Genomic DNA, 17,096 nt, shown 5'->3' with positions numbered 1-17,096 from the left:
CTTTGGAAAACAGACTCAATCGACTCCATTGGTGCCGGCTTTGGATTTCCGTTCCTGCTTGTCTCTCTTCCGTGGCTGTTTGTCGTCGGTCTTGTCATAATCGTCAGGTAGGTCCCGAACCCATGCTCTAAGTTTAGCTTCGAGTTGCTCGACAACCTGGGGATGATCGTCGGCTACGTTCCGGCTTTCTGATGGATCGCTCGAGAGATCATATAACTCGGCAGGATCACGTCGAGTCGCAGCATGATATTTCCATTTGCCGTCACGCATTGCCGGTTGGCTGCCCGCGGAGTTCGTTTTCCAATACAGCGGAATAGTCCGCGTGCGATCGGATCCGAACCAGATGTCAGAAATATCTTCACCGTCGACTTCCTCAGGAAGGTCGTTGATGCCTGCGATGCGGCAAAGGGTTGGCATCCAGTCGATGGTTGAGGTCACGCTCGTTTCATTGACTTTGCCCTCAGGAACCCTTCCGGGCCAGCGAATGATCATCGGCACGCGTACTCCGCCTTCGTATTGGCTATGCTTTCCGCCGCGAAAAACGCCAGCGTATCCAAGCATGTTGGCCGAGTACTCTTTCGATTCCATTTTTGCGCCTAGTAGAACGGGTGCAGGACCGTGATCACTGGAAAATACAACGATCGTGTTGTCTCGTAATCCCAGATCGTCGATCGTCTTCATCACTCGGCCGATATTGAGATCGAGGGAGTAGACCTCACCCATGTATTCACGCATGCTTTGTGCCAAGTCTCCCCCAATGCTTGCCGCCTCGTCGAACTTGACTTGCATCGTCTCCGAGAAGTCGCTTCGCTTGAAATCAATATTCTGAAAGTGCTTGGCTAGCTCCGAATCCCCTTTCACCGGGTAATGCGTGATATGGCCCCAGATGTTGACGTAGAATGGCTGCTTACCATCGCTTCGTTTTATGAAATCGATTGCCGCGTTAAAAAGACCTGCATCTCGCCCCAGGGATGGATCATCGTTTTTCTCGCCTGAGGAATACTCATCGATGCCGTACACATCTTCTGTTTCAGGACCAATATGCCACTTGCCGAAGTGCCCCGTACGGTAGCCAGCATTTTTGAATAGTTGCGTGATCGTGACACGGTCGCCGAAGCCGTAGTCGGCCGGGTACATCTTGAATCTCGCCGGAAACAAGCCGGTCATGAGCCCAGTACGACTAGGGTTACAAGTTACCCCAGTCACATAAAATTGAGTAAAGCTCGTACCTTCGGACGCGAGTCGATCCAGCGAAGGGGTCTTCGCATAGGGATGTCCATAACTGGCTATGTCAGCATAGCCTAAATCATCCGCGAAGATGAAAACGACATTCGGTTGAGATTTGAGCACGGCAGTCGGATGCGTATCTTCGGCCTCGACTTCGTCAGCTTCCAATTCGCGACTGCCCATGAATGGTCCCCACTGCAGTCGAGTTTCATACTCTTTGGTTTGCTTGTAAGCCTCACGATCGAAGTCGGGGTTGGTCTTGGGAATCCGGGCTCCAACCTGTTTGAAGTAACCCATCATCGCTTGAAACATCCGTTGATGAACCTTGGGTTGGCTCTCGGCGATGTTTTGCACCTCCCCTTCATCACCAGACAGATCAAACAGCATCGGAATGTCAGGTCGCTCGTAGAAATGAATGACTTTCTTGTTTCCCGAGACCATAGCCGAGTGAGGCATCGACGTTCGGTAGTGCGGATAGTGGAAGTACAAATTCCGATTCCGGAACTCGTCGTCAGGTTCTTTCCCTTGCAAGTAACTGGCCAGACTAACGCCGTCGATATTTTCAAGGGTGTTGGAGTTGCCTCCTGCCCAGTCGACGAATGTCGGAAGGAAGTCGTAGTTGACGACGTTGGCGTCGAACTTGCTGCCGGCCTTGATGCCTGGCCCTCGAACGACCATCGGCACCCGGACGCCCCCTTGCCAGACCCACCATTTGGCACCATGCAGCGGCTGGGTGAGGCCCGGATAAAATTTGTGGCGATAGCCGTTGTCGGAGGTCACGACAACATACGTGTTCTCCTCGATACCCAACTTATTGACTTCGTCGAGTACTTTGCCGATGCATGTATCTAGGTCTTCGCCCATCCCCAGCCAGACGGCCGGATCCTGATTTCGGTTGATGGTTTCCGCCGTGGTGCCATTCTCTTTGTAGTACGCTTGAACTGCCGGATGTTTGGCATATTTTTTCCGGGTCTCGTCCAGGCATTCTCGCCCCGCGTGCATTGCGTAGTGTGAGATCTGAAGATAGAAGGGCGTGTCTTCGCTGGCTTGCGAACGCATGAAGCCGATTGCCTTCTCGGTCACGCTGAACATTAACTTCGGATCGGTTAGATCTTCGGGCAGCCGTTTGACTTTGCCGACCGTATTGCCGGGATTGTTGTTGGTATCTCCGTCGTGAAGCACGTAGCCTTCTTCGCCGGGATCCCCGCCAATATGCCATTTGCCGATATGCGCACTTTGGTAACCTAGCGGGCGGAGCGCTTCGGCGATCGTGGTCGTGCCTGCGTCGATGGATCCATCGGAAATATTAGGTACTACCGGCAGGCCTGCATATTGCCTTCGCGTATCGTAGTAGTCATCTTTCGGTTGCCCCAGGTAAACCGTATATCCACTGCGAGGGGCGCTTTGCCCCGTCTGGACGCAAACCCGCGAAGGCGAGCACTGCGGTGCTCCTGAATAAGCGTTGCGAAACTTCATCCCGTCGCGAGCAAGCTTCTCCAGATTTGGCATCTGCAAGACGGGCATTTTCGAGTTCGGAAGCTGGTCATCCATGGGGATTGGACTTCCGTTCCAGGCCCAGTCATCGATGAACAACAGAATGATATTGGGTTTGTCCGCGGGCGCGGCGGCGCTCAATGTGGATGCCATGCAGGCAGCGACAACGATCGCGCCAAGAGCGCGACTCAGTAGGGTGGTCATGATGAGTACCTTAGGGGGAAAACGGTCTGAAGAATGCCAGGATCCGGCGAGATGAACTTTCAAGCAGAAAATGAGCTAGGGTTTGGCTGGCAACTCCTTATGCTTACGGGCAATGTCGCACAGCATCATGAGTTGACGCTGGGACAGGGCTTTGTGGAAAATGGCAAGCTCATCAATACGACCGTGCCAAAAACCTGGGTTACGCGGATCAGCTTCGGTGCCTTGCGGATTTAGTTTGGCTCCAATTCCAAGCGCGCCTGGACCGTCGGTAGCCAACCCATCACATTCTGCTTCGGCCACCAGTTTGCCATTGCGATACAGCTGGACCTGTTTTCCATCGGCGACAAACGCAACAAATTGCCAGCTTCGCAAAGGAAGTGGAGATTGCTCACGAAGTTTCTGAACCCCGCCCTGGGAGTCGCGAACTTGAAGTTCGAGGTCGCCGAAGTCATCGTGGAGGCCAAAATGGAATTGCCCCCCGAGTCCCTCATACCGCTGCTTATCTTTCGGAAACTCCATCGCCCAGTGCTTGGCAATCGCCGCCCAGCGAGGACGACTTTCCGCCCAAACCCAGGCACAAACGGTAAGCTGATTGCTCGGTGATGGCTCGTAATTTTCAACTGCCGCGTAGGCCTGGGAATTCGGGCCATCGAGATAGAGTCCACTTCCCACCACACCGGGTTTGAATGGAGGGGAACTCATGCCACTGGTATACAGCTTGGCGCCAACCTTCTTACTTCCCTTGTTCCTGAGAGTTTTCCCATCCGCGGGAAGTGGCATCCGAAAATAGTAAGCCACATCGAATTCTCGTACCTGGGGGCCAAAGTTGGGCTCGGGAAGTTCCGGCTCAGTGAGTTGCCGAATAAAGCGATCATGGTCGATATCGATCCCCTCGGGAATTGCACTATCGCCCCGAATCAACGTCGCCTGGTTCGTTCTCAGGAAGACATCATCCGCTCCAGGCGATGCTTTGAGAGGCCGGACCGAGACTTCCCCCTGAAAAACATGGATTTCGCTGGCCGATTCATTCGACGCATCAATGGCGAATGCAGTGCCATGGTCCACAAGCTGAGCCGTAGGGGTTTCGACAAGGAATCCGCGTCCTTCTTCTGGTAGCACAGCCGACATTCGTCCACGCGAGAGTGTCATCCGCATGTTAGAGACAAGCTCGAACTCAGCGGGGGATTCGAGCAAGATTTCAATGTCGTTGTCCAACGTCAGTTGGACAAATCCATCGCCTAGGCGATACCTGCCTGTTCGGACTTCCGCTTCTTCGCCAAGGACGAAGTCATCGTCCAATATCGTGACGGTTCCTCCACTGCGCCCCGTCACGCGGCCGACGACATCTCGCTCTTCCCACGGAATGTGGCTATGTCCTGAACTTTGTGCTATCGATGGAATTGTCGATTCATTCTTCCACCAAGCATCGGGCCGGTAGAATAGTCCAATCGAGACGATGACGAAAAGAGCACTCGCTGCTAGAAAAATCAACGTTCGCAGTCCTGTCCACGACCTTTGGGGAGTCTTAACCGTTGATTCTTTGCTGTTTGATCGATCAATTGGAAACTTGAGTGCATCGAGCGAACCGTGCTCCCAGGCGAGCATCGCGTGAAGTTGGCAATGCTCGACGAAGGATCGGTACGTTTCGGGATCTTCCAGTAGTTGCTGCTCGAGCAATAGACGTTGCTCCTCGGTCGCAGTTCCATCCATGGCTGCATGAAACAACTCGATAAGTTCCTTCGATGGCTGATTGCTCATATCGCAGCCTCCGAGTCTGGTAGTGCGTGAACACAGCGATAAAGAGCATTGCGAGCTCGAAACAAAAGTTGCTTGACTGCATTTACGCTCGTGCCTGTATCGAGGGCAATCTTTTCCAGCGTCGCACCTAGTTGGTAACGCCGTCGAATGAACTCACGATGCCGATCGGTGAGCTTTTCAAGGCACTCTCGTAAGAGACGCTGTCGCGCCTCGAAGGTGTCGTCGCAGTCCTTCGATGTCTCTGCAATTCGCTGAAGTGCCTCGTCGTCGAAAATCAGGCGTTCTCGCTGTAGTGTCTTGCGATGGGCCAAGACCTGAAAGTAGGCAATCCGGAACGACCAGGCAATAAAATTTGTATCTGGCTGAAACTGATCTGCCTTCTCCCAAAGCAGGGCATTCGTCTGCTGTAGCACGTCTTCCGCTTGGTCCGGATCAAACGTCAAAGAGAGAATGTACGCATAGATGCGACATTGGCTGCTGGTGAGTAACTGGATGAATTCAGTGCTCGTCATTCGTTTGGGTCTGCGTCAAAGCCTATGAACGGTTGTATTTGGAAATAGCCACTTGCCTGAAATGGTTACGGCCTGAACGGCGAAGATTTGCTGAATTGCAAAATAATTTTTTTCAAAAAATGCGAAATACGGCAGGACCCGGGGTGATCTTCGGCCGTTAGCAACTGAGCGGGCCTCATGGAATCGAAGTTCTTATCTGCTCAACAATCTCATCTTTTATCTTGTTTTCACCCCATCTCATGCGAACGAGATCCCATGCTCCGTCGAGAATTTACGCTGGTCGAGCTTTTAGTAGTGATCGCCATTATTGGCGTCTTGATCGCGCTCTTACTGCCAGCGGTACAACAAGCCCGCGAAGCGGCACGATGAATGGAGTGCACGAACAATCTGAAGCAGATTGGCATTGCGATGCACAATTTCATGACACTTACGGCAAACTTGTTCCGGCCACCACAGAACGTAACCGTGACGCATTTTGGGGGTGGTGTGTCTATATCATGCCGCAGCTTGAACTAGCGAACACCTATGATCGACTAAATATCACGCAAGGGAGCAACTAGGGGGGTAATAACTGGCCCATTCTGCAAACAAGTGACGGCTATAGCGCATTGGATGATGCCGTGAATGACTCGAATTTGCTAACGCTCATGCAAATCCCAGTTACGGCATTCATGTGCCCTTCGACCGCCGGACCTGATCTCAACGACGTCAAGCCGGTCCTGCTTGGCAGTAATAACGACCTCGCTCGATCCGATTACGTCGTCGTGAACGACAAAGATTTTGTAGATCGTAGAGACCCAGACGGGAGTTTTGTTTGTGCTCGGTACAATGCGCCACATCGATTTGCTGATATTACGGATGGACTTACCAACACCTTGTTTGTCGGTGAGCGATGTTACCAGCTAGGCGGCGAGATCATGGGGGCAGGCGTCGTCTACGGGACTTCCTCTCAAAAGTTTAACGACGGAGAAGAAGGCTTGGTTTATGTCGCTGGGTCGGGAAGGCTTCCCATCAACTTGGGGCCGCTAAGTTCAACGGACTTTGATCATCGACAAGGCTTCGCGTCAAATCATCCGGGCGGAGTCAATTTTCTGTTTGGTGATGGATCGGTTCATTTTGAAACTGAGACGATTGATCACAATATCAGTGCCGCAACCAACAGTATGTTTGAATACCTCATCGTTGAGGTCGCGTCAGGCGATAACCAATTCGATTTTGACGTGCAGGCCGACCAGCAAAGCTACCCTCCGACTCGGTAAGGACGGTAAATCAATGCGTGCGTTTTGCCTCTTGTCTGTGGCGTAGTAGCCCAAGAGACCGTCATGGGAAAGGAGTTTCCGCATAGGTATGTACTTCGCGGAAATCTTCGCTTACATGAGAAGCGAAAGACGGAACATTCGCTCAGCGGATGTTCCCCTATAGCCGTCATTTGCTAGGGGATCTACTGTAAGATCTGACGAAAGAATTGATCGGCCGAGTTGATCGCTTCATCAAACCAATCCTGCTTTCCTAGGAAAGGGTGCGGCGCATTGGAGATGATCGTCAGGCCAGTCGGTATGCCTAGTTCTTTCATGCGTTTGCGAAACGGATCGGCGTGCGTGCTGGCGTCGTCGTTTTCACCCGCAATGAACCAACAAGGCGGATCTTGTGCGTCAAGATGATGAAGCGGTGATGCCAAACGGTACGTATCGACTTTCTCCTCTTGAGTTCCCCCGAGAAACTGTCTCCAGATCTGACCGCGGTCTTCCATTTCCGAAATGTCATTTGTGCGATTCGAAAGGAAGTCAGTTTGCGCGCCCATCGGAACGGCTGCCTGAATGGCGCTACTGAACTCACCGTGTCCTCCTTCGCCTTCGAGTTCTTCGACGTCGGAGGAAGTAGCGAGCAGCGCCACTAGATGACCTCCCGCGGAAAGTCCGATCGCGCCTATCTTTCCGGAATCGATGCCCAATTCGCCAGCATTGGCCCGCAGAAAACGTACGGCTGCTTTACAGTCTTCGATCGCTGCCGGGAATGGTGCCTCACCACTTAGCCGATAGGAGATGGTCGCGGTGACGTATCCGCGAGCGGCGAGAGCTTGGGCGACCTTTTCGTGACCGGCTCGGTTCCCCTTGGCCCATCCTCCACCGTGTATGCAGACAATCGCGGGCAAATTACCCCAAGAGCTCTTTGGGCGATAGAGATCCATTTCCAGAGTGCGATCTCCGTATCGGGCATAGGTGACATTCATTTTTGAATGAAGGCTTGCGAGGGATTGGGCTGGAATCTCGGTCCTTCCATCGGCCATGGGTTTGGACGTTTCTCCGGCAGGACGAGCGTCTCTTCGCATTTCTTCCTGAAAGAGAACGGCCATACCACGAAGCTTTCGGATGATCTCTCCATTTTTGACGGGACTCGACTCTCCTGGATCTTCGCCTAGATCGAAAAGCTCGAGGCTTGGATTCAGATAGAGCTTCCAGTTCCTCCAGCGGACTGCGGCTAGGGCGCCTTGGCTACCATGGTAGAAGAAAGCGTCGTTGTACTCATTTCTATTGACGATCGAAGCCCACTCCTCGGGAGGATCCCAGCGACGTCGTAGCGGCACCGATGCGTTCAATGACTTTTTCATGCCGGGTGAAGGTACGACCTTGGTTTCACCGTTTAAGAGAGGGCTGATGTCACGTCCATCAATGACGCGATCCTCGGGAACCTTGATACCTGCCAAGGTAGCAAGCGTCGGATACCAGTCCATGGCTCGAATGACTTCCGAAGAAGTTTCGCCTGCCATCAACCCCAGTCCAGGCCCCCAGACAATCGCAGGAACGCGGATTCCTCCTTCATAGGTTGAAAGCTTTCGCCCGCGTATCTTTTGATTGGGTGTGCGTCCCGGTCCGCGTCCGTTGTCAGACGCATAAATCACCATGGTGTTGTCATCAATCTTCAGCTGCTTAAGCTTGTCGAAGATACGTCCAACATGATAGTCGAGCTCCTGAATCGCGTCCCCGTATTCGTCCCACTGCGAGCTTCCTTGGAACGCCTCGCTCACGCCCAGTGGATTATGAAGCATCGTGTGTGGCAGATAGAGAAAAAAAGGATCGGCCTGATTCTGTTCGATAAAATGGATTGCCTCATCCGTGTAAAGCTTGGTAAGTTCGGCTGGATCGACAGGACGTTTAACGATGTCTTGGTTTCTCATCAGGGGCACTCCCCCATCACCCTCGAAATAGACGGCCTCGACCGGATCAAGGTTGTGAAGCAGACCGAAATAGTAGTCAAACCCCTGACTCTGCGGCAGAAATGGTTCTTGGAAGCCTAAGTGCCACTTACCGATGCAAGCCGTCTTGTAGCCATGTTGCTGAAACAACTCGGCAATTGTCAGTTCGTCGGGATGAATCCCCGAGTGAGAATCAGCGCGATGTACCCAGACCTCGTTTCCGACTCGGCGAGGATAACAGCCCGTCAGAAGGCCGGCTCGAGAAGGGCTGCAGATTGGAGCCGCGGCGTAGTAATCGGTAAACCGAATCCCCTCGTGAGACATTCCATCGATTCGCGGGGTCTTGACTTCGCTGGCCCCGTAGCAACCCAAGTCATAGTAGCCTTGATCATCGACAAAAATGAAGATGATATTCGGCGGCTGGGAAGAAGCGGCATAAAGTCGAACGCCGTGTGAAGTGGAGAGCAGCAATGCCAGCAAAGCCAACAGAAGTTTTGGGAACATGACCGCTCCTGTTTTGGGGCAGGGAGAGTGTTTCCTGGAAACGATCGATACAGAGGACTGTGAGGATAGCAGAGTTGAGTTCGTCGATCCATGAAAAGAGAGACGAAAGTTAACCGATGGCGGCCTTAAGCCGAGAATTACTTATGACCTTTCGCGGTGATCGAAATCGTGGGGCCTGTGATGAGCTTATCAACATTGTTCTTGGCTCGGATGGTCAATTGGTAGGAACCTGGCTTCAGACGGACGGCAAACTCGTAAAGTCCGAATCCCTCAATCGGCCTCCACTCCTCTCCTTTGGACCAACTTTCCTCGGGAGGTTTTGTTCGTGTCGAATCAACTGGTTCTCCCCAGTAGGGGCCGTGGTAGCGTTGATCGGCATCAAAGATCAGCGCCGTATCATTTCGCAGTACGGTCTCTCCATTCGGTCCGCGGATTACCAGCTCGACCCACTGGATCCCATCGTCGTCCCTGTATCCGACGTGCTTTGCCTTCTCCCAATTCCCTTTTCTCCATGTGCCACTTGAATCCATACAATCAAGATAGATGTAGGTGAGGTCATTGGGATTAGAAGAATCATTCGCGGCGATTACGCTTCCGTCATTCAGATTCGTAAAGCCTAGATAGTTTGGAATTTTGGGCATGGGATCGCGATATTCGAGGGTAAAGGTGGTATCGCTTCTATGCGGTGGATCCATGCTGGGGTCGGTGCCGCCGGGCCAGTAGTAGATTTTATAGTCTCGGGTTTCGTCCGACTTGAATCTTCTCTTGTAGAAGAAATATCCCGATACGTGGCGATCGGCCGCGGTAAAAGAACGCTCCGCCTTCTTGGCTCCTGGTTTCCATAGTTGTAGTTTCTCAATACCATTCGGATGCCGTGCGTCAATGATAAGGTAGTTCAGCTCGATCCACGTTGGACTAACTTGCTCTCCCTTGAGCTTTGGTCTTAGAATCTTCATGACGATCTGATCGGATGCGTCGACTTTTGAAATTCGATTCGGATGTTCTTGATCTGCCTCTACTGGTACACGCTTGGCCTCGCTAGACCCAGGCTCTTCCGAATTCGTAGAATTTTGGATTTGGGCCGTCGCATAAATAATGCACCTTGGTTCATCTCCTCCACTGGCAAACAGATATAGCGTGTCACCGTTTCGGTATACCTCGCACTCTCGGTAGCGGTTGTCGATCGGAGAGTCGGCGACCGGCTCGACGAGTAAATGACGCTTCCCCTTGTCGCCGATGGAACGGAGTTGTGAGTCGATCTCGACATACTTCACGTTTCCACCTCGATAAGCGGTATGGTCCTGATAGACGATGTAGTTCTTTCCTTGCCATTGAAAGAGCGAGGGCCCGTAGATATCGTTGTTCTCAGCGTCGATCGGCTCGACTAAAGGTGTCTCTTCCTGGACCCAGTGTTCACCATCCCGGGAGTGTGCCAACCAGATGCAACGAATACCGCGCTCGACGATGAAGCCGGAGTAGAGCATGATGTACTTGCTTTTGTAACGCTCCAGTGGAAACTCGTAAGCACGTGTGTAAGTGGCATTACGGGTACCGATTTCACTCGCGGCGATGCTGACGCTGTGGTAGTCGAAATGGAGCCCGTCGGAGCTAGTCCACATTTCGGTCTGCTTATTCTTTTTATGCGCCCAGAGATGGAACTTGCCAGTTTCCTCGATCCAGCGTACATCCGGGATGGCGGCGTCTTGAACAATCGGATTGCCCTGATATTCGATCCACGGACCCTCGATGCTATCGGAATACGCCAGGCTTACTCCGACATGCTTGTGAGGCGAGTAGTAGAGATAATACTTTCCGAGTGGCTTGTCGACGCGTCCTTCCATCTTGACCAACGAGGCACGCTCGAGTTCTTTCGATGGCGCGAATCTAAGGTCCTTTCCTTCCAGGACAACCGCCTGGAACGCGAACTTTGGCAAAGGACCTTCAGCCTGGACGAACGAGGTCGGGACAAGGAGCAAGGCCACATACGCTAGTGATTTCCAGAGGATATGCATAGTTACGGAATCCTTCTCGCTGCGGGGTCGGGCACAAGCGATCAGTAGTGAAAATAATGAGAACAAGCCATACGAGTAGGGAATGCGTTGTCGGGTGACCTTGAAGCACACTTTAGGCTGCTGAAAACGTAGGAGCAAGATGTTGCCTTGTCGCAGTCCTTTTGTCCATTGAGAGATTGGATAGCGCAGGACTCTCTTTTTCCCACGGCATGTTCTTCTCTCTGTCACCAAGTCGTCCGTCTTATTCCAAACACCGTAAGTCTCGCTCTACCTAAAAAGCCGCCGATCTGCAAACGTCGACCAGCGGTTTTTTCTTAGTTCAACGGAATCGTATGCCGGAAAGAGGCTGATCAGGCGAGCCGCAACGTGCCGTTTATGATGTACTGACAAGTTTGCAATTGGCGTCCGCGGCCCTCCGAAACGCTATTGAGCGTCAGTCATTTCGATGTCGAACTGGTTGTTCACGTCAGGTTTTACCTCGAAGGTGTAGCGACGGAAATCCTTAGGAACGAGTTCGATCCCGACTCCGGAATCGTCGTCCTTAAATTCCATCTTCGAGACAACGACATCGTGCTTGCCAAGTGGGGCACCGATGGCCGTTGTTGTGAAGTAGACGACGTAATTGCCTTGAGCATCGGTAATACCGCTGCCTGGTCTGCCTCCCTCTTTGGGACGAAAGGAAAGCGATACACCCTCGAACGGTCCTCCGTTCAATGTGACTTTGCCATGCACTTGCCCCAACCCGTCATCGACCTGGGTACAGCCGAGAAGTGGCGTCAATGCGATCAGCACGAATAGATAACGCAACATTTAAGTGCCTCTGACAACGACGATAGGAAGTTGTGACAGTTGGTAGAGAAGACTTGGCCTTGTCCAGACTTAGAAATCGCCTGAGATAACGTTTCCATCGGCACGATGCAGCAGGTTTTCAAATACCGTGTTGTCGTGCTGCTGGTTGCGAGGCGAGTGTTCCACTGTTTCGGCAATGAAACGTACCGATCCATCACCGAGCAGGAATTGAGCTCCGCCTGGGTGCAAGCTAGAGAAACCTGCCTGACAGTTGTCAGCTTTGAAGTTTTTAGCGATGGAATTGATAGAAACGGTATCGTTAGCGAATCCTTGTTGCAGCTTTCCATTGCCCATGCCAGCGCTGTTCGAGCCGCGCGTGCCAAAGACATTGGATGCATCACATTTCAGAACTCCCGTTGGTCCAGACAATTCCCAACTCCGTTCACCCAGTAAAATGGTATTACTCAGGCCATCCGTGACGTCTCGCATCGCGTAGGCTTCGTCGAGACCAAACATCGATCCTGAACGATTGTATTGGCTGGTATCGGCTGCGAAGAACTTGTGGGCGATATTGTTGTGAGCGTAAGAACCGTTGTTCGCGACATAGTTGGATACCGCGACATCGTTGGATCCGTTCAAACGAAAAAAAGCCTGTTGAGGAAAAGCCACCGGTGCGCCGGTATCCGAGGGGCAGCGGAATGTTGCAAGTGGTGTGGTTACAAGATGATTGAGCGCGTTACCAGAGCTTACCATCTGATCCAAGCGATTATTTCCAACTTGAAGTTGATCAAACAACGCAGTTTGTTCGACGAACGGCAATATGCGTGCACCCCATCCCCAAAAGGCGCCCACCATATTCCCGCTTGAATCGAATCCACCATATTCCCGCTTGAATCGAATTGAGTCGTAGCGCCGTAGGGAAGTGTGCCGTACGTATCATGATAGTTGTGCATCGCTAAGCCCAACTGCTTCAGGCTATTGGAACACGACATCCGCCGAGCGGCTTCGCGTGCTTGTTGTACCGCAGGTAATAACAGGGCGATCAATACGCCGATGATGGCGATCACCACCAAAAGCTCGACCAGGGTAAATCCGCGAAATCGATTCCAGCGTAATGGAAGATTCATGAGTGCATTCCATGAGGAGAAAGAAAGTTGATGGGGATAAGCAACTGACCGAGGAGGTTTTGTCCCGTTCAAACAAGGGGCAATATTCGAGCCCTGTCCGTCGGGGCATCAATTCCCTCGAATGGGAGCTGGGTCTACACCCTGTAGGTTTCGACTTAACTAGATAAGACGAAAGTCTCTGGTATTACGCGAAAAAGTTGCAAATCTGAAGTTTTTCCTGAGCGTGCCGAGCCTCGTAAATATCGGGTCGCTGAAGAAGTTCCTTATGCAGACATAACTAAAGATCCTGCAATCAAAGAAGGCGTGGATAGGCCAAATTTGCCTCGCGCCGCTTAATTTTCAGGGTTTGAAATGAGCTCTCCGACAAGCAGTCGTGGCTTCGCCGTGCCTCTGCGGAGCTAATTAGGGGGCGATTCTGAGATTCCTCGCGAAATTTGTTTATTAAAGCGTAAAATTCGCGTTCGCCGTCTTATTTCAATTATGAATGCCCCATCCTAGCGCTATGTTAGCCCCCAAATTGCATGAACGAAGAAGATGAATTCCTAAGCCTTATCACTGAAAGTCAAGGTTGGCTATATGGTTACATCTTGGGAATGCTTGCCAATCATGATGAAGCGAACGAAGTACTTCAAGAGACGAACGTCGTGATTTGGCGTAAGGCTTCTGAGTTTCAGATTGGCACGAACTTTCATGCCTGGGCGATCCGCATTGCCAATTTTCAAGTCATGGCCTTTCGGCAGAAGCGGCTCAAGGATCGCCTTGTATTCGACCACGATCTATTGGAATTAATCGGCAAGCGGGTCCAGGAGAGGATGGACGACTACGAAGAGAAGATGAACCACTTGAAGAACTGCCTCGAAGAGCTTCCAGATCGTTCGCAAGATGTCGTAAGACGCCGCTACTTCGATGGCGATTCGTTAAAGAAAATTGCTCTCGATTTGAATCGAAATCAGAACGCTATTGGGCAACTGATTTTCCGAATCAAAAATAAGTTGATTGAGTGCGTTTCACTCCAAGTGAGCAAGGGACTTTGATTCAAATGACTGATCAACATCACGACGAACTGAATCGGTTGCTTCTGAAGATGGATCGAGGTGAATTAAACGACGCAGATATGGGGCGACTCGGTGAACTGATTCAAAACGACTCGACAGTCCTTGAACGCTATCTCGACCACGTTGAAGCAGAATCAATGTTGAAAGATCGCTTTGGTGGTTTTGGCGATGCCGAAGCGATTTCCCGACTGGCGACCCTTCCGCCAAGCACAACTCCGGCATCTGTTTCTGATCGGTTGAGTAGCTGGCATGATTACCGCGTGATTGCGGCGTCGTTGATTGCTGTCTCTTGTTTGCTTGCAATCGGATATTTAATCGGTGCACAAACGGAGCGCGAAAAAGTTCAATCGGGTACCAAGTTGGCGAACCAGATTGGCGAACGCCCGACGACGGACCCTCTCCCGAATTCAGGTGAGGGCAACGCCCTCGCTCCCTCGGGAGCAGTGCTCTGCCAAATTACGCATCGCACTCAGGCCGTTTTAAGAATCCGGGAACACGACAGCTTCAGCCAGGTATCTACCGATGATCTTTCAGCAGGGGACTACTTCGTCGATGAAGGGAACCTAGAACTTCTTTACGAGAGTGGGGCGAAGGTAATACTACAGTCTCCGGCTCAATTCCGGCTGATCAGTGGCAAGCATCTGTTTCTCCAAGAGGGACGAATCAACGTACATTGTCCGACGCCACAGTCTCACGGATTTGTTGTGGAAACGCCAAGTAGTCTCGCCAAAGATCTCGGCACGGAGTTCGCGGTCGAGGTGGCAGCTGATAGCGTCAAGCAGGACGAATTTCACGTCTTTACCGGTAAGGTATCGCTTCGTCCAAAGCTAAGCCCCTATCAGCTTCGACTATCGCAAGGAGAAGCGACTCGGCTTGACCATGCAACGTCCACGCCGGCAGGCATTGATGTCGATTTGAAACGGTTTATTCGTTCTCTCGCTTCTCCTTCACAGGCCTATCGCGAGTTAGTTCTCGAGCACAACCCGGCCATCTATTACGAGATGTCCGACCAGGGCGACGGTCGGACGCTATATAACGCTATCGAAGATCAATACCACGCCAAGATTGTCCAATCGCGACATCCCCATAACCATTGGGCACCGGGCTTTAACGGAGGAACGTCTTTTCATATGGATGGAATGATTGGCCGCACATACGCAGTCGCGGCTGATTATCCCAAGGCGCCCGGCAATCATTTGACGGTCACTGCTTGGATCTACGCGGAAAGTCGCCCCTGCTGGGGAAGTATTGCGAAGAACTGGGGGCACAACGACGACCCAAAATCACGCGGGGAGTTTCATTTTGGTTTGTATCAGTTTAGTGGAAACCTGGAAGCGTCGATCAATGACCAGACCGACCGCGAAGTGTTCGCCATCGAATCCAAGCCGCTTCCGCTTTACCAGTGGCATCACGTTGCGCTCGTGGTCGATGAGCGGCACCTGACTCTCTATCGCAATGGTGAACTCGTCGCGCGATCGGAATGCGAAGGGATGAAAGGGAATCCCGACATCAAAACACTGGCGATTGGTACCAAGCTCGGAGAGCAGTCCATGAAGCCAGCGGTTAACCACAACAGCTTTTGGGACGGAAGAATCGACCACCTGGCAATTATCCACAAGTCCCTTTCCGCTGAGGAAATCAAGCAACTGCATTCGGTCGGCCGTGCTTCAATGGATCGTCGAGATTCAATCGTCCAGAACAACTAGTCTTGCTTCAACGCACAAAATAGCATTTCACTCGTCACTCAACATATATCGAGCTCTTCATGAATTGTCCTCCTGTGATTTCGATGAAACCATGGGTCAACGCCGCAATGACGGTTCTCGCGTGGCTTACGCTCGGTGGAGCTTTGACCGTTGCAGAAACGCGACCGAACATTGTTCTTGTCATGGCAGATGATCAAGGGTGGGGGCAAATGGGCTACAACGGCCATCCACATCTACGGACACCGAATTTCGATGCGATGGCTGACTCGGGGATAAGATTCAATCGCTTCTACGCTGCCGCTTCCACATGTTCGCCGACGCGGGCCTCGGTGTTGACCGGACGAACCCCGCAACGAACAGGAGTGCCAGCGATCGGAAATCGCCTGTGTTTACAGGAGAAGACCTTGCCACAGGCTCTTAAGCGAGCAGGGTATGCGACCGCCCATTTTGGCAAATGGCATCTCAATGGAGTGGGGGGACCGGGCGTTCCCATCTTGAAAGACGATCCAAATCATCCGGGGCACTACGGTTTTGATGAATGGCTCTCGGTCACGAACTTTTTCGATCGAGATCCCCTCATGAGTCACAACGGTGAGTTTGTCGCAATGGAGGGAGATTCGTCCATTTTGCTGGTTAGCGAGGCTCTCCAATTCATGAAACGGCAAAACGGGCCTTTTCTAGCTGTTATCTGGTACGGCTCTCCCCACTTTCCCTTCGTCGCCGACGCGCAGGACAGAGCAGGGTTTCCGGAAACGAAGCGCGATCGACTTGCGAATCACCTGGGCGAGATTGTGGCTATCGACCGCAGTATTGGCATGCTGCGACAAGGCCTGCGCAACTTAAAGATCGAAGAAGATACGATCGTATGGTACTGCAGCGACAACGGCGGCCTGCCAGACGATCCCGACAGTGTTGGCCATTTGCAAGGGAACAAGGGAAGTTTGCTCGAGGGAGGGATTCGCGTGCCTGGGATCATCGAATGGCCAGGCCACATTAAGCCGACCGTCACGGATTTTCCTGCGTCGACTATGGATATCATGCCGACGATCGTTGACCTGCTGGATCTCCCCAGCGATTCCCAGTTCGAGGTGCGCGATGGCGAAAGCATTGCCTCGCTGTTCGATGGCCAAACTCCCCAGCGACAGCACTCGATTCCGTTTACCGCCAAGGCACTCGCCCTGATTGACGGAGACTTCAAGCTATGGAGTGCTGGCAAGCGAAACAGCCCTTGGAAACTATTTGACTTGGCAGCAGATCCAGGCGAAACCAAGGACGTATCCGCGGAACATCCTGCGCGTTTCGAGGCGATGAAGTCCGAAATCGCCGAAATGCTGGAATCAATTGAGAAGAGTGCCGAAGGCGGTGATTACCCCGAGGGAACAGTGCTTCAGCCTCGTCGACATGAGCGCTGGTTTGAGATGGAATCCTACCAGCCGCATCTGCCGACCTTCGCCAAATTAAAGCCTGATTTCAATTGGAAAATCAACGAAGAGGACGAGGAAGAATAATCTGCTT

The 17,096-nt window shown here is 52.2% G+C and carries 12 protein-coding genes and 1 pseudogene; 5 read left to right on the top strand and 8 right to left on the bottom strand.

Going from position 1 to position 17,096, the window contains the following annotated elements; translation table 11 throughout:
• Positions 1 to 15 precede the first annotated feature (15 nt).
• The 3 genes from Pan97_RS27085 to Pan97_RS14000 form a co-directional block, all read right to left on the bottom strand.
• Positions 16 to 2,925: a sulfatase-like hydrolase/transferase gene (locus Pan97_RS27085; RefSeq protein ID WP_315861147.1), complete on the bottom strand. Its 2,910-nt coding sequence runs from the start codon at positions 2,923 to 2,925 to the stop codon at positions 16 to 18.
• A gap of 75 nt (positions 2,926 to 3,000) precedes the next feature.
• Positions 3,001 to 4,683, bottom strand: coding sequence for a LamG-like jellyroll fold domain-containing protein (locus Pan97_RS14005; protein ID WP_144973517.1), 1,683 nt, complete (start codon positions 4,681 to 4,683; stop codon positions 3,001 to 3,003).
• On the bottom strand, positions 4,680 to 5,195 hold the full coding sequence (locus Pan97_RS14000; RefSeq protein ID WP_144973515.1) for a sigma-70 family RNA polymerase sigma factor: 516 nt from the start codon (positions 5,193 to 5,195) through the stop codon (positions 4,680 to 4,682). Before Pan97_RS14000 ends, Pan97_RS14005 begins: the two co-directional genes overlap by 4 nt.
• Before the next feature lie 255 nt (positions 5,196 to 5,450).
• On the opposite strand from Pan97_RS14000, the pseudogene Pan97_RS27220 reads away from it, so the two are divergent.
• Both Pan97_RS27220 and Pan97_RS13985 read left to right on the top strand, forming a co-directional pair.
• Positions 5,451 to 5,636: pseudogene (locus Pan97_RS27220) on the top strand (type II secretion system protein); the annotation flags it as partial.
• Positions 5,637 to 5,815: 179 nt separating this feature from the next.
• On the top strand, positions 5,816 to 6,454 hold the full coding sequence (locus Pan97_RS13985) for a DUF1559 family PulG-like putative transporter (RefSeq protein WP_144973511.1): 639 nt from the start codon (positions 5,816 to 5,818) through the stop codon (positions 6,452 to 6,454).
• Positions 6,455 to 6,636: 182 nt separating this feature from the next.
• Here the strand turns inward: Pan97_RS13985 and Pan97_RS13980 are convergent, their stop codons facing one another.
• From Pan97_RS13980 to Pan97_RS27035, 5 genes are all read right to left on the bottom strand, one after another.
• Complete coding sequence (locus Pan97_RS13980) at positions 6,637 to 8,892, bottom strand: alpha/beta fold hydrolase (RefSeq protein ID WP_144973509.1); 2,256 nt, start codon at positions 8,890 to 8,892, stop codon at positions 6,637 to 6,639.
• Between the two features lie 137 nt (positions 8,893 to 9,029).
• Positions 9,030 to 10,904: a glycoside hydrolase family protein gene (locus Pan97_RS13975; RefSeq protein ID WP_144973507.1), complete on the bottom strand. Its 1,875-nt coding sequence runs from the start codon at positions 10,902 to 10,904 to the stop codon at positions 9,030 to 9,032.
• 423 nt (positions 10,905 to 11,327) lie between these two features.
• The gene (locus Pan97_RS13970) at positions 11,328 to 11,714 is read right to left on the bottom strand and encodes a peptidase associated/transthyretin-like domain-containing protein (RefSeq protein WP_144973505.1); all 387 of its coding nucleotides are present in this window, start codon (positions 11,712 to 11,714) and stop codon (positions 11,328 to 11,330) included.
• A gap of 69 nt (positions 11,715 to 11,783) precedes the next feature.
• Positions 11,784 to 12,548 (bottom strand): DUF1559 family PulG-like putative transporter, encoded by a 765-nt coding sequence (locus Pan97_RS13965; RefSeq protein ID WP_206668895.1) that lies wholly within the window; start codon positions 12,546 to 12,548, stop codon positions 11,784 to 11,786.
• The gene (locus Pan97_RS27035) at positions 12,440 to 12,820 is read right to left on the bottom strand and encodes a type II secretion system protein (RefSeq protein ID WP_261342354.1); all 381 of its coding nucleotides are present in this window, start codon (positions 12,818 to 12,820) and stop codon (positions 12,440 to 12,442) included. The genes Pan97_RS13965 and Pan97_RS27035 overlap by 109 nt, the downstream gene beginning before the upstream one ends.
• A gap of 521 nt (positions 12,821 to 13,341) precedes the next feature.
• Between Pan97_RS27035 and Pan97_RS13960 the strand changes: the two genes are divergently transcribed.
• Genes Pan97_RS13960 through Pan97_RS13950 form a run of 3 tightly spaced genes read left to right on the top strand, consistent with a single transcriptional unit; the run spans position 13,342 to position 17,089 of the window.
• A complete protein-coding gene (locus Pan97_RS13960) occupies positions 13,342 to 13,854 on the top strand; it encodes a sigma-70 family RNA polymerase sigma factor (RefSeq protein ID WP_144973503.1) in 513 nt (170 codons plus the stop codon).
• A 5-nt stretch (positions 13,855 to 13,859) separates the two neighbouring features.
• Positions 13,860 to 15,581, top strand: a complete 1,722-nt coding sequence (locus Pan97_RS13955) for a LamG-like jellyroll fold domain-containing protein (protein WP_144973501.1) — start codon at positions 13,860 to 13,862, stop codon at positions 15,579 to 15,581.
• Positions 15,582 to 15,640: 59 nt separating this feature from the next.
• Positions 15,641 to 17,089, top strand: a complete 1,449-nt coding sequence (locus Pan97_RS13950) for a sulfatase family protein (protein ID WP_196782105.1) — start codon at positions 15,641 to 15,643, stop codon at positions 17,087 to 17,089.
• Positions 17,090 to 17,096 lie beyond the last annotated feature (7 nt).

This window comes from Bremerella volcania, assembly GCF_007748115.1.
Lineage (GTDB): Bacteria > Planctomycetota > Planctomycetia > Pirellulales > Pirellulaceae > Bremerella > Bremerella volcania.
The sequence above is the reverse complement of the archived record's forward strand: the minus strand, read 5'-3'. Positions and strand labels throughout refer to the sequence as shown.